The 13,635-nt window shown below is 64.0% G+C and carries 13 protein-coding genes; 7 read left to right on the forward strand and 6 right to left on the reverse strand.

The window, feature by feature from the left end:
- Positions 1 to 109 precede the first annotated feature (109 nt).
- Positions 110 to 391: a DUF6894 family protein gene (locus LB536_RS07285; RefSeq protein ID WP_224590647.1), complete on the forward strand. Its 282-nt coding sequence runs from the start codon at positions 110 to 112 to the stop codon at positions 389 to 391.
- A gap of 311 nt (positions 392 to 702) precedes the next feature.
- On the opposite strand, the gene LB536_RS07290 is transcribed toward LB536_RS07285, so the two are convergent.
- The gene (locus LB536_RS07290; protein ID WP_224590649.1) at positions 703 to 897 is read right to left on the reverse strand and encodes a hypothetical protein; all 195 of its coding nucleotides are present in this window, start codon (positions 895 to 897) and stop codon (positions 703 to 705) included.
- 170 nt (positions 898 to 1,067) lie between these two features.
- On the opposite strand from LB536_RS07290, the gene LB536_RS07295 reads away from it, so the two are divergent.
- Entirely contained in the window at positions 1,068 to 1,568 is a 501-nt protein-coding gene (locus LB536_RS07295) for an MmcB family DNA repair protein (RefSeq protein ID WP_189591065.1), read from the forward strand.
- A 278-nt stretch (positions 1,569 to 1,846) separates the two neighbouring features.
- Here LB536_RS07295 and nhaA read toward each other — a convergent pair whose 3' ends face one another.
- From nhaA to LB536_RS07320, 5 genes are all read right to left on the reverse strand, one after another.
- The gene (nhaA, locus tag LB536_RS07300) at positions 1,847 to 3,043 is read right to left on the reverse strand and encodes a Na+/H+ antiporter NhaA (protein ID WP_224590651.1); all 1,197 of its coding nucleotides are present in this window, start codon (positions 3,041 to 3,043) and stop codon (positions 1,847 to 1,849) included.
- A gap of 313 nt (positions 3,044 to 3,356) precedes the next feature.
- Entirely contained in the window at positions 3,357 to 3,920 is a 564-nt protein-coding gene (locus tag LB536_RS07305; protein WP_015314185.1) for an ActR/PrrA/RegA family redox response regulator transcription factor, read from the reverse strand.
- Between the two features lie 63 nt (positions 3,921 to 3,983).
- A complete protein-coding gene (locus tag LB536_RS07310) occupies positions 3,984 to 5,315 on the reverse strand; it encodes an ActS/PrrB/RegB family redox-sensitive histidine kinase (protein WP_140812101.1) in 1,332 nt (443 codons plus the stop codon).
- Positions 5,316 to 5,483: 168 nt separating this feature from the next.
- Positions 5,484 to 7,946 carry an ATP-dependent helicase HrpB gene (gene hrpB, locus LB536_RS07315; protein ID WP_224590653.1) on the reverse strand — a complete coding sequence of 821 codons (2,463 nt, stop codon included), beginning with the start codon at positions 7,944 to 7,946 and terminating at the stop codon, positions 5,484 to 5,486.
- 55 nt (positions 7,947 to 8,001) lie between these two features.
- Positions 8,002 to 8,892 carry a DMT family transporter gene (locus LB536_RS07320; protein ID WP_224590655.1) on the reverse strand — a complete coding sequence of 297 codons (891 nt, stop codon included), beginning with the start codon at positions 8,890 to 8,892 and terminating at the stop codon, positions 8,002 to 8,004.
- Positions 8,893 to 8,916: 24 nt separating this feature from the next.
- Here LB536_RS07320 and LB536_RS07325 point away from each other — a divergent pair, with 24 nt between their 5' ends.
- From LB536_RS07325 to LB536_RS07345, 5 genes are all read left to right on the forward strand, one after another.
- Positions 8,917 to 9,606: a PIG-L deacetylase family protein gene (locus tag LB536_RS07325; protein ID WP_224590657.1), complete on the forward strand. Its 690-nt coding sequence runs from the start codon at positions 8,917 to 8,919 to the stop codon at positions 9,604 to 9,606.
- 254 nt (positions 9,607 to 9,860) lie between these two features.
- Positions 9,861 to 11,192: an ABC transporter substrate-binding protein gene (locus LB536_RS07330; RefSeq protein WP_140812097.1), complete on the forward strand. Its 1,332-nt coding sequence runs from the start codon at positions 9,861 to 9,863 to the stop codon at positions 11,190 to 11,192.
- A gap of 126 nt (positions 11,193 to 11,318) precedes the next feature.
- Positions 11,319 to 12,266 carry a carbohydrate ABC transporter permease gene (locus LB536_RS07335; RefSeq protein WP_140760709.1) on the forward strand — a complete coding sequence of 316 codons (948 nt, stop codon included), beginning with the start codon at positions 11,319 to 11,321 and terminating at the stop codon, positions 12,264 to 12,266.
- Positions 12,263 to 13,213, forward strand: a complete 951-nt coding sequence (locus LB536_RS07340; RefSeq protein ID WP_140812096.1) for a carbohydrate ABC transporter permease — start codon at positions 12,263 to 12,265, stop codon at positions 13,211 to 13,213. The genes LB536_RS07335 and LB536_RS07340 overlap by 4 nt, the downstream gene beginning before the upstream one ends.
- 217 nt (positions 13,214 to 13,430) lie before the next feature.
- Complete coding sequence (locus tag LB536_RS07345; protein WP_224590659.1) at positions 13,431 to 13,634, forward strand: hypothetical protein; 204 nt, start codon at positions 13,431 to 13,433, stop codon at positions 13,632 to 13,634.
- Position 13,635 lies beyond the last annotated feature (1 nt).

Genomic DNA, 13,635 nt, shown 5'->3' on the forward strand with positions numbered 1-13,635 from the left:
ACATCACATTCGCCTACCACAACGGTGACGAGGCTATCCTCAAGGCCAAACGTGATCCTTCTTCAACAGCCTGCTAGGAAATCCATGGCGCCGCTCTAGGTGGGGCGGAATGGCGCTCTATTATTTCCACCTCGACAACAACGGAACGAGCTTCCCTGACGATGGGGGCACAGAGTGCCAGGACGTTGCCGTTGTCAGGTATGAAGCAATCAATTTCCTGGCAGAGATGACGAGAAACGCGCTTCCGGATGGCGATGACCACAAGCTGGTGATCGTAGTCAAAGATGGCGGCGGAGATTTGGTTTTTCGAGCCAGCATTCTTTTTGAGGTTGAAACGGGGCGTCTGTCGGCATCACCACCCTCGCCAGGTCATGGAACCGTGGGAACCTGACGACTACTTCAATATTAGCGCTCGCCTATATCGCGCCATTACTAGGGTTTACAAAACCCTGCGACCTGTCCCTTGGTTCACTGGCATGAAAGGGAGGCTTGCGCTAGGCAAAGATAGGTCAATATCGTTGTCTTAGCACGTGCAGCATTGCCGGTTGGCGAGCCGATACAGCCTTCACGATATCAGCACATGCTCATAAGCGGACATGCTGGTGTGGCTCGTACATGTCAAAAGCCCTGGTGCTGGCCCAAGCGCCGGGGCTTTTCCCTAGCGGGCCTAGGGGTAGATAGCGCCGGGATACGATGTGCAAGCTAAGGCTGCTTGGTGCCCCACCGCTTAAAACCGCGTTCGATAAGCAGAACGATGGATATCCCGATCACGGCATATATTGCGGCGCTTTCTAAGATGCTGCGCAGGACGTCACCGTGGAAAATCATATACAAGATATGGCCGAGAAAAACGCCAATCGCCCCTCCGCGTCCATAGCTTAAAATCTTCCGATCCATGGGCGCGCACCATATCAGCGCGCATAGAACTCGCCAACGGCTGGATAGCGTGATGAGAGAGTGCCGTCCTGTCAGGCATACATTCCTATTTCACTTTGGGTTTGTCAAATATATAATCGCCAACGGAAAACGGGTTCAAACCGTGAACAAAATCTGGCATGGTGCCTGCCATGCCAATCATCTCCCCGATTCCCCTGAACCCTCTGATCGACGGTCGCCAGTCCGAGCGCGCCATGCTGGTGCGGCGGGGCGTGCAGCGGCTGCTGATGCAAATGGGCGCGCATGTGCTGCCCGAACTGTCGCTGGCCACCGGCCGCCGCGCCGACCTCGTGGCGCTGACCCGGCAAGGCGATATCTGGATCATCGAGATCAAATCCTCGATCGAGGATTTTCGCGTCGACCGCAAATGGCCTGATTACCGGCTGCATTCCGACCGTTTCTTCTTTGCTACCCATCCCGGCGTGCCAGCCGAAATCTTTCCCGAAGAATGCGGCTTCATCCTCTCCGACGGCTATGGCGCCGAAATCCTGCGCGACGCGCCGGAGCATCGCATGGCGGCGGCAACGCGCAAGGCATTGATGCTGAGGATTGCGCGCGCGGGCGCGGCGCGGCTTCTCGCGGCAGAGCTTGCGGGCGTGGCAGTTCCGGCGCTGGAGGGGGAGAGCGAGTAAACGCGGCCCTGAAATTGACGCCCGCAACTGTCAGGGTGCTGGCGCCGCCCCTCATCTGCCTGCCGGCATCTTCTCCCCGTATAGCGACGGGGAGAAGGACGCTCTCGTCGCGGATTTCGCCGATCGCCGACATTGCAGAGAAAGGTGGCGGGGTTGCGGCCAGCCCCTTCGCCCCGTTTACGGGGAGAAGATGCCGGCAGGCAGATGAGGGGCGGCGCGACATTCGCCGAAAAGTGGATTCGCGTCGAAACAGCGGTCACGTTTTAGGGCAGGCCATCCTACTCTTCCGCTTCTTCTACTCCACTCGCAGCCGGCGCCATCAGCAGCACCGTGGCGCCAAGCAGCGCGGCTACGAAGGAACCCGCGAGAATGCCGACCTTGACCGCGTCCTGCAGCGCCACGTCGCTGGCGAAGGCGAGCAGGCCGATGAACAGGCTCATGGTGAAGCCGATGCCGCACAGCAGCGAAATGCCGATCATGTGCGACCAGCCAGCATGGGCCGGCAGGTCGGCGAGGCCGAGGCGGATGGCGAGCGCGGAGGAGCCGAACACGCCGACCAGCTTGCCGACGACGAGACCGGCCGCGACGCCCAGCGTCAGAGGCTCGATCAAGGCACTGACGCTCAGGCCGGCAAGCGAAACGCCGGCATTCGCGAAGCCGAAGATCGGCACGACGATGAACGCCACCAGCTTGTGCAGACTATGCTCGAGCCGGTGCAGCGGCGAATGGTCGAGATCGTGGCCGATCCCGGCGGAGCGTTCGAGCGGAATGGTGAGCGCCAGCGCCACGCCGGCGAGTGTGGCATGGACGCCCGACTTCAGCACCAGCACCCACAGGATGGCGCCAAGCACGAGATAAGGCACCAGCGTCATCACCCGCATGCGGTTGAGCACGACAAGCGCGGCAATGACGGCGAAGGCCGCGCCGAGGTAGGCCAGCGATAGGCCGCTGGTGTAGAATATGGCGATGATGATGACGGCGCCCAGGTCGTCGATGATGGCAAGCGCCGTCAGGAAGACCTTCAGCGAGGCCGGCACGCGGCTGCCGAGCAGCGACAGCACGCCGAGGGCGAAGGCGATATCGGTGGCGGTCGGGATCGCCCAGCCGGACAATGCGGCCGGGTTGTTGCTGTTGACGGCGACATAGACCAGCGCCGGCACCACCATGCCGCCGGCCGCGGCGATGCCGGGCAGCACCCGGCGCGGCCAGGTCGAGAGCTGGCCGTCCAGCATCTCGCGCTTGATCTCCAGCCCGACGAGCAGGAAGAACACCGCCATCAGTCCGTCATTGACCCAGTGCGAGACGCTGAGCGGGCCGAGATAGGCGTGGAGGACGGAGAAATAGGTTTCGGCAAGCGGCGAATTGGCGACGATCAGGGCAAGGGCGGCCGCCGCCATCAGGATGATCCCGCCGGCCGCCTCGCTGTCCAGGAATTCGCGAAAGACGGAAACCGGCCGTTGCTTCAAATCCTGCATTTTGCCTCCGTTACCTAGCCTGCTCGGCGGGCGCCCCTATCCAAGCTCCGGCGCCGCCCCTCACCTGCCTGCCCGTCCTCCGCAGCAGCTGCGCTGCAGCTGCGGAGGGTGGACCGGCTTCCTCTCCCCGTATAGTGACGGGGAGAGGGACGCTGTCACCGTCGGCTTGGCCAATCACCTGCGTCGCAAGAAGGGCGCCGTCATCGCAGCCAGCCTCTTTCTCCCCGTCACTATACGGGGAGAAATGCCCGGCAGGGCAATGAGGGGCGGCGCTGAGTTCGAAATTGGCATGGTCCGAACCGATCCGTCGATCCTAGCGCGGCGCGCGCTTGGCCAGGATCCGCTGCAGCGTGCGGCGATGCATGTTGAGCCGGCGCGCGGTCTCGGAGACGTTGCGCTCGCACATTTCGTAGACGCGCTGGATATGTTCCCAGCGCACGCGATCGGCCGACATCGGGTTTTCCGGAGGCGCTGCGCGCTCGCCGGTGGTGCGGGTCAGTGCCGCAAAAACATCGTCGGCATCGGCGGGCTTCGACAGATAGTCGACAGCGCCGAGCTTTACGGCTGTCACCGCGGTGGCGATGTTGCCGTAGCCGGTCAGGATGATGGTGCGGGAATCCTCGCGCTTCTCGCGGATGGCGGCGACCACGTCGAGGCCGTTGCCGTCGCCCAGCCGCATGTCGACCACCGCATAAGCGGGCGGATTGGCGCGGGCCTTGCCCACGGCCTCCTCGACGCTCTCGGCGGTCTCGACCACGAAGCCCCTGGTTTCCATGGCGCGGGCCAGACGGGTCAGGAACGGCTTGTCGTCATCGACGATCAGAAGCGAGGTGTCCTCGCCTTCGACCATGGGCCCACTGTTTTCATCGCCTGTCATCGTCTCGAAAATTCCTGCTGCCTTATTTTTACGCAGATATAGTTTTGCGGGGCTATTGTCCAATTACGCAGTGTCAAACATGGTCGCCGGGGCGGATTCCGGGTTCAGGAAGACGCTTCTCGGCCATGAAATCCGCACCACGGCCCCTTCGCCGAGGCCGCTCGAGTTGCGGAAATCGAGCGTGGCGCCCGAACGTTCGAGCAATGTCTTGGCGATGAACAGGCCGAGCCCGAGGCCGCCTCCGGCTTCATTGCCTTGGCGTGTCGACATATAGGGCTCGCCAATGCGGTCGATGATCTCGGGCGGAAAACCCGGGCCGTCATCGGTGATCGAGAAGGAGACCGTCGCCTCGTCCCAGCTCCAGCGTATGGTGACGCTCTTGCGGGCGAAATCGACGGCGTTCTCGACCAGGTTGCCGAGGCCATAGATGACACCCGGATTGCGCCGACCGACCGGCTCCGGTCCGGTCCGCTCTCCGGGGCGAAGCTTGATCGAGATGCCGAAGTCGCGATGCGGCGCGGTGACCTCCTCGACCAGCGAGGTCAGCGGCAGACGGGACAGATGTGCCTCGCCCTCAGACGACAGGCTGGTCAGGCGCTTGAGGATTTCGCGGCAGCGCTCGCTCTGCGAGCGCAGCAGCTTCACGTCTTCCCCGTATTTCGGATCGCTGCCGAGCGCCTTTTCCATTTCCTTGGCGACCAGCGTGATGGTGGCGAGCGGCGTGCCGAGTTCGTGCGCGGCGGCGGCGGCCAGGCCGTCGAGTGCCGAAAGATGCTGCTCGCGCTGCAACACCAGTTCGGTGGCGGCCAGCGCGTTGGCCAGAAGCCGGGCCTCGGCGGCCACCCGGAAGGCATAGATGGCAGTGAAGGCGATGGACGACAGCACCGCCATCCACATGCCGGCGACGTAGATGAAGGGCATCACCAGCGGCGCGCCTTCATGCCAGGGCAGCGGCAGATGTCGGAAGACCAGCAAGGTCGCCGCTATCATCACCAGCCCGCCGAGGATGGCGGTGAGCCGAAGGGGCAGCGAGGTCGCCGAAATGACGACGGGCACGGTCATCAGCAGCGAGAACGGATTGGTCAGGCCGCCGGTCATGTAGAGCAGGCCGGCAAGCTGCAGGCTGTCGAAGATCAGAATGCCGAAGGCGGCGAACGGGGTGAGCCGGTGCGCGGCCGGAAAGCGGAAGGCCAGAAACAGGTTCATCCAGGCCGAACCGGCGATCAGGGCGAAACACAGGCTGACCGGCAGCGGGAATTTCAGCCCGTAGGCGACGACGAGCACCGCCACGCTTTGACCGACGATGGCCAGCCAGCGCAGCCGGATCAGCGTGTTGAGGCGCAGTCGCTGGCTCTGCTGGAAATCGGGCGTGTTCAGAATGTTGATCATGGCCATGGATTACAGCCGTGGGGCGGCGAGCGCCAGTAGCGCTGTACAGCCCAAGGCCTCCCCAACTTCGTCATCCCTGGGTCTACGCTGCGTCGCTACGCTCCTTGCCTCGCCCGTGGATGACGAAGTGATGAGCGCTTAGGCCAATCGCCAACGCGTGCGTTATGCCCAAGGCTAGGTCCCGCGCGGCTTGGCGCGGGCGGTGGCGGCGGCGAGCAGCGGGTTTTCCGGCCAGACATGCCTGGGATAGCGGCCGCGCATCTCGGCGCGCACGTCAGCCCAGGAGCCGCGCCAGAAGCCGGGCAGGTCGCGCGTCGTCTGGATCGGCCGGTGCGCCGGCGACAACAGCTCGAGCGTCAGGGGCACGGTGCCGCTGGCGATCGAAGGATGGCGGTCGAGGCCAAACAGTTCCTGGACGCGGACCGCCAGAACCGGCCGTTCGCCGTCATAGCGGATGGGAACATGGCTGCCCGACGGCGCGTCGAAATGGGTCGGCGCCAGCGCATCGACCTTACGCTGCAGGTCGTGCGGCACGAGCGACTCCAGCCCTGCCGAGATCACGCCGGGATCAATGGCGGCCAGGGATGCCGCACCGGACAGAAACGGCAGCAGCCAGTCGTCGAGGCGCTCGGCGAGCGCTTCATCCGACATGTCGGGCCAGGGCGCGCCCAGGCCTTTGTGCAGCCAGGATAGCCTGTGGCGCAGCGTCTGGGCCTCCTTGCTCCAGGTCAAAAGGGAAAGCCCATGCTCGCGCACGGCCTCGATGATGGCGCGGTCGGCATCGGCGCCGGCCGGCGGCGGCAGCATGCGTTCGGCGAGCGTGATGGCGCCGAGACGCACGGTTTCGCGCACCCGCACGGCGCGGCGCTCGCGGTCGAAGCTCGTCTGCCTGCGCGTTTCGATCTTGCCTACAAGTGCTGACCGAATGTCCTCCTCGCTGATTGCCGCCGCTGCCGTGATGCGGGCATTCTGCGCCTTGCCCTGCAGGTCGGCGACGACCAGAAAGGGTTCGCCCGCCAGCGGATCGGCGGCGTTGAGCATGGCGCCGGAGCCGTTGGCCAGCACGAAACGGCCGCGCTCGCCGCGCGCCTTGGCGACGCGGTCCGGCCAGGCATGGATGAGCAGGGCACCGGCTGGAGCAACTCCGCTGGTCTTCGCAGCGCCTACCTGCTTGGCCAGGCGCTCGGCAAGCTGGCGCGCCGACGTGGCACGCGGCGATTTCTCGCCGTGAAAGCGCATCAGCCGCCGTTCGAGGTCGGCACCGTCGCCGCCAAGGCCACGCTCGGTGAGCAGCACGGCGATCATGGCTGCTTCGCCGCCATGGCCGCTGCCGGCCGCCTCGGCGACCATATGCGCCAGCCGCACCGGCAAAGCGAGCTTGCGCATCGACGTGCCCGCGTCCGTCAAGCGGCCTGCCTCGTCGATGGCATCGAGCGCGCGCAACAGCGCCCTTGCCTCGTTGAGCGCGGGAGCCGGCGGCGGATCGAGGAAAGCGAGCGTCCCGGGATCGGCGACACCGAAGGCGGCGCAGTCCAGCAGCAGGCCGGACAGGTCCGCCTCGAGGATTTCCGGCGGCGTGAAGGCGGGAAGCGCCGCCGTCTGCTCGGCCCGCCACAGCCGGATGGCGACGCCAGCCTGCGTGCGCCCGGCGCGGCCGGCGCGCTGGTCGGCGGAAGCCTTGCTGACGCGAACTGTCTCCAGCCGTGTCAGGCCGCTGGCCGGCTCATAGAGTGGCAGCCGCGACAGACCGGAATCGATGACGACGCGCACGCCGTCGATGGTGATGGAGGTCTCGGCGATCGAGGTCGCCAGCACCACCTTGCGGCGGCTTGGCGGCGCCGGCTTGATCGCCGCGTCCTGCGCCTTGCCGTCGAGCTGGCCATAGAGCGGGACGATATCGGTGTCGGCGCCGACCTTGCCGGCCAGCCGTTCGGCGGTGCGCTCGATCTCGCGTTGGCCGGGCAGGAAGGCAAGCACGCTACCGCTCTCGCCGGCAAGGGCGGAGCGGATCGCCTTGGCCATGGCGTCCTCGATCGGCACGCCGGCCGGCCGTTCGTCGTACCTGATATCGACGGGGAAGGCGCGGCCCTCGCTTTCGATCACCGGCGCGCCCGACAGGAGTTTCGCGACCCGTGCGCCGTCGAGCGTTGCCGACATCACCAGCAGCCGCAAATCCGGCCGCAGCGCGCCCTGCACATCGAGGGCGAGAGCGAGACCGAAATCGCCGTCGAGCGAACGCTCGTGGAATTCGTCGAAAATGACGGCGCAAACGCCAGGCAGTTCAGGGTCCTCGAGGACCATGCGCGACAGAACGCCCTCGGTGACGACCAGGATTTTCGTCCGCGCCGAGCTGCGGTTTTCCATCCGCATGGCGTAGCCGACGGTGGCGCCCGGCTCTTCCCCCAGCAGTTCGGCCATGCGGCGCGCCGCGGCGCGGGCGGCCAGCCGGCGCGGTTCGAGCAATACGATCTTGCCCGTGCCCAGCCAGGGCGCATCGAGCAGCGCTAGCGGCACCAGCGTGGTCTTGCCGGCGCCGGGCGGCGCCACCAGCACGGCGCTGTTGCCAGAGCCGAGCGCCGCGCTCAGCGCCGGCAGCACGGCGGATACCGGAAGCTCCGGCAAGGGTTTGGTCGTCATTGCGCCCGCATATCAGCCGTCACGGGGGCCGTGCAACTTGTCGGACTGCGGCGGCTCAAAGCCGGGCTCGCGAAAACGGATTCCAGCGCACCGTACCCAGCCGCGCTTCCTCGCGCACCATGGTCAGCAGGCCGGATCCGCCGACGACCGCGAGACCGACAAGCGACAGCCAGTCCGGGTATTCCTGGAAGAACAGCGCGCCGAGGATGACCGCCCAGACAATCTGCGAATAATGCGTCGGCGCGATCCGGTTGGCGGGCGCGTATTTGACGGCCAGCAACTGCAGCAATTGTCCACAGGCGGTGAATGCGCCCGCCATCGCCAGCCAGGCCAGCTGTCTTCCGTCAGGAACGGTGAAGGAGGTCGCGGCGGCGCCGATGCCGTTGAACAGCAGTCCGTAACCGATCAGCACGCCGAGTATGGTCGTGCGTTTTTCCTGCTGCGCCAGCGAACGCATCAGGATGACGTTGGTGGCCGCGAGGAAGGCGATGGTGAAGGCGGCTAGGTGGCCGAGGTGCAGTTCGCGAAAGCCCGGCCTGACAACCAGCATGACGCCGGCAAAGCCGGCGACCACCGCCAGCCAGCGCCAAGGGCCGACCTTTTCCTTGAGGATCACGGTGGACAGAATGGTGACGCAGAGCGGCGCCAGAAAGATAAGCGCATAGGCCTCGGCCAGTGGAATGGTGGTGAAAGCATAGACGCTGAGCACGCCCGACGCGATGCCGGCCCAGGCCCGCGCCTGCACCGCCCAGGGACGTTTGGTGCGCCAGAAATCACGCCAGCGCTCGTTGGCCGGCCGACTGAAGAAGAGAAAGCAGCCGGCGAACAATGTCGAGAAGAAGCCGATCTCGAACACCGTGAATTGGCCGCCCAGGCTCTTGATAACGGCATCGCTGCCCGAATAGCTTGCATAGGCGATCAGGGCGAGCAGGATTCCGTTCGGCACGTTTTCATTTCCGGGGAGATAAAGTTGAAAATACTGGCGCTCGGTGCGCATGCGGACGACATCGAGATCTTCATGTTCGGTACGATGGCCGCCTATGCCGCGCAAGGCGCAGAACTCAGTTTTGCCGTGGCCACCGATGGTGCCAGGGGCGGCAAGAGCGATCCCGCCGTTCTGGCTCGTGTCCGCCGCGAGGAAGCGACGGCCGCGGCCGCGCTGCTCGGGGCGGCGCCGCGCTTCCTCGACTTTCCCGATGGCGGCCTGGTGGCCGACGCCGCACTGATCGACGCGCTGAAAACGCTGATCGACGAAATCGGGCCGGATCTCGTGATCACGCACGCGCCCAACGACTATCACGCCGACCATCGCGCGCTGTCGGACGGCGTGCGCATCGCCGCGTCGTTCGGCGTCCCCGTGCTGCATGCCGATACGATGGGCGGCACCGGGTTCTCGCCGACGCACTATGTCGATATTTCCGCTCATGCCGACATCAAGGCCAAGGCGATCCGCATGCACCAGTCGCAGGACCCGGATCGCTTCGTCGATATCGCGCTGACGCAAAACCTTTTCCGCTCGGGCCAATGCAATGGCGCGCAAGGGTCGCTGGCCGAAGCCTTCCGCTTCGAGCCGACGTTTCCCTTCGGCGACATCCGCGCGCTGCTGCCGCCGGCGCCGCCGATCAGGACGGTGATGGTGAGCACCAGGCGGGTCGACTGAACCCCGGACCGCGTCCACACTCCGCGATCGTCCAACCGGCGCTCGGCACTTTTCCCAACGTTTTCAGAGACCGGTGCAAGCATGTTGCGGCGCAGCAACGAATTCGCTTGCCTTGTTTAGTAGAAATTGCATTACTAAACAAATTACTAAACATCCGGCAGCGTGACGCAGCCGCCATGTTTGGGCCTCTGAGGAGAGAGGTTAAGGGTTCTCGAGACCGCCATCCGGGCGTGTTTCACAAATGGGAGGAAGGCATGAAATCGAGTTTGAAACTGGCGTTGGGACTGACCTCGGCGATCACAGCGTCGACAGCCGCCTCGAACGCCGCGCACGCCGAAGACCTGACGCTGTGCTGGGCCGCCTGGGACCCGGCCAATGCACTTGTCGAACTGTCCAAGGATTTCACCAAGGAAACCGGCATCGGCATGAAATTCGAGTTCGTGCCGTGGACCAACTATGCCGACCGGTTCCTCAACGAACTGAACTCGCACGGCAAGCTCTGCGACCTGATCATCGGCGACAGCCAGTGGATCGGCGGCGCGGCCGAGAACGGCCACTACGTCAAGCTGAACGACTTCTTCGACAAGGAGAAGATCAGCATGGACGACTTCGTGCCGGCGACGGTCGTCGGCTATTCGGAATGGCCGAAGAACACGCCCAACTACTGGGCGCTACCGGCCATGGGCGACGTCGTCGGCTGGACCTATCGCAAGGACTGGTTCTCCAAGCCCGAACTGCAGAAGGAATTCAAGGAGAAGTACGGCTGGGATCTCGGCCCGCCGACTACCTTCGACCAGTTGAAGCAGATCGCCGAATTCTTCCAGAAGCGGCAGATCGACGGCAAGACCGTCTACGGCGCCTCGATCTATACCGAGCGCGGTTCCGAAGGCATCACCATGGGCGCCATGGACGTGCTCTACAGCTACGGCTTCCAGTACGAGAATCCGAAGAAGCCCTACGAGATGGAAGGTTTCGTCAACTCCGAGAAATCGGCGAAGGGGCTGGAATTCTACAAGGCTCTCTATGATTGCTGCACCCCACCCGGCGCCTCCAACAGCTACATGGGTGAAGGCGTCGATGCCTTCAAATCCGGCCAAGTGGCGATGCACATGAACTTCGCCTTCACATGGCCGGGCCTGCAGAAGGACGAGAATGTCGGCGGCGACAAGATCGGCTATTTCGTCAACCCGAAGGGTCCCGACGGCGACCAGTTCGCCCAACTCGGCGGCCAGGGCATTTCGGTGGTGTCCTATTCCGACAAGCAGGAATCGGCGCTGAAATACATCAAGTGGTTCGCCAACAAGGACGTGCAGGCCAAGTGGTGGTCGCTCGGCGGCTATTCCTGCCTGAACGCGGTGGTGAAGGATCCGAAGTTCCCGTCCAGCCAGCCCTATGCGCAGGCCTTCCTCGACTCCATGGCCATCGTGAAGGACTTCTGGGCCGAACCCAGCTACGCACCGCTGCTGCAGGCCTCGCAGAAGCGCTTCCATGACTATGTCGTCGCCGGCCAGGGCTCGGCCAAGGACGCGCTCGACGGGCTGGTCAAGGACTGGACACAGGTCTTCCAGGACGACGGCAAGATGTAGCCGCGAGGCAATATCCAAGGCTCCTCCCGAGCCGTGACCGCCGCGTCCCGTGCCGCCCTTGGCACGGGACGCAGTTCAGATAAGTTCCATCATCGAGTCTGACCCGTGACCGAAGCAGGACTAACCATGCTCAATCGGACTGCGGACAACGTTGCCCGGGCGACCCCGGAACCGTTGGCGCGCAAGGTCCGTGGCATCAGCGACAAGGGCCTCGCCTGGCTGTTCATCTCGCCGACGATCCTGTTGCTGCTCGCCATCAACATCTTCCCGCTGTTCTGGGCGATCTATCTGTCGTTCACCAATTTCCGCGCCAACCGCCCCAACGAAGTGGTGAAGAACCTCGGTTTCGCCAATTACCGGCGCATCCTCGGCGACCAGGACATCTGGATCGCCATGCAGACGACGGCGCATTTCGTGTTCTGGACCATCCTCTTGCAGACGCTGATCGGCTTCACGCTGGCCTGGCTGATCGACAGGAAGTTCCGCGGCCACGCCTTCTGGACGACGCTGATCCTGGTGCCGATGATGCTGTCGCCGGCGGTGGTCGGCAATTTCTGGCGCTTCCTCTACGAGCCGCAGATCGGGCTGTTCTCCTATGTCATCTCGTTCGTGTCGGGCATTCCGCCGACAAGCATCCAGATGCTTTCCAACGTCTCGCTGGCGCCGTGGTCGATCATCATCGTCGACACCTGGATGTGGACGCCCTACGTGATGCTGATCTGCCTGGCGGGCCTGCGTTCCATCCCCGAATACATCTATGAGGCGGCCGAGGTCGACCGTGCCTCCAACTGGCGGCAGTTCTGGTCGATCACGCTGCCGATGGCGCTACCCTTCATCATGCTGGCGGTGCTGTTTCGCGGCATCGAGAACTTCAAGATGTTCGACATGGTCAATCTGCTGACCGGCGGCGGACCGGGCTCCACCACCGAGGTGGCCTCGATCACGCTGAAGCGGCAAGCCTTCGAAAGCTGGCGCACCGGCTATTCCTCGGCCTTCGCCATTATCCTGTTCGTCGCGGTGTTCGGTCTGGCCAACATCTACGTCAAGGCGCTCAACAAGGTGAAGCAGAGATGAGCCTGACCACAGCCCATTCGGTCGTCGCCCCCTCGGCTGGTTCGAAGCGCATCGCCGGCGCGATCATCATCGCCTATGCGCTGATCTCAATCGTGCCGCTGCTGTGGATCTTCGCCACCAGCTTCAAGACGCCGCCGGATTCGATCGCCTACCCGCCCAAGGTCGTGTTCCAGCCGAGCATCGAGGGCTACTGCAACCTGTTCACGACGCGGACCAGGCAGACGCCGGAATACATCAACTCGCTCGGACCGGCGACCGGCTTCTGCGACGAGACGGTGCGCAAGCGCAACATGGTGATCGCCGGGCCGTCCAACTTCCTGCCGCGCTTCATCAATTCGCTGATCATCGCCTTCGGCTCGACCTTCTGCGCGGTGTTTCTCGGCACGTTGTCGGCGTACGGGTTTTCGCGCTTCAAGGTCCCGCTTGCCGACGACCTTCTGTTCTTCATCCTGTCGACACGCTTCATGCCGCCGATCGCGGTCGCGATTCCTATCTACCTGATGTACCGCGAGCTCGGCCTGTCGGACACAGCACTCGGCATGATCCTGCTTTACACGGCGGTCAACGTGTCACTCGCGGTATGGCTGCTCAAAGGCTTCATCGACGAGATCCCGCGCGAATATGAGGAGGCGGCGATGATCGACGGCTATACGCGACTGCAGGCCTTCTGGCGCACGGTGCTACCGCAAGCGACCACCGGTATTGCCGCGACCGCCATCTTCTGCCTGATCTTCGCCTGGAACGAATATGCGTTCGCAGCACTTCTGACCTCGGGCACGGCACAGACCGCACCGCCCTTCATCCCGACCATCATCGGCGAAGGCGGGCAGGACTGGCCGGCGGTCGCGGCCGGCACGACGATCTTCCTGGTTCCGATCCTTGTCTTCACCATCCTGCTCCGCAAGCAATTGCTGCGCGGCATCACCTTCGGCGCGGTGCGCAAATGATTGATCTGGGAATAAGTCGACCCCCACTCCGTCGAGCTTCGCTCGACACCTCTCCCCCGATCGACGGGGGAGAGGAAGGGCGCGAACTTCATTCAGCAAGGCTCCCTTCCTCTCCCTCCGGAGGGGGGAGAGGTGTCGCTGCGAAGCAGCGACGGAGTGGGGGAACCACCTGGCAGTCATCTCTCCCCTTGAACGGGGAAAGGGAAGGGAGCTACGCATGACGCGCCCCGCCATCTCTAGGAAATCATCATGGCCGGGTTGGGCCCGGCGCGGGCTGATGGAAAACATCGCAACGGCATTGATCGCCATCGGCTTCCTGATGCTGTTCCAGCCTTTCGCGCTGTCGCTCTACACCTATTCCTTCATCACCATGCTTGCCGGCACGGTGATGTTCATCATCGTCTCTAAGTTCCCGGAATAAT

This window comes from Mesorhizobium sp. ES1-3 (assembly GCF_020164795.1).
Taxonomy (GTDB): Bacteria; Pseudomonadota; Alphaproteobacteria; order Rhizobiales; family Rhizobiaceae; genus Mesorhizobium.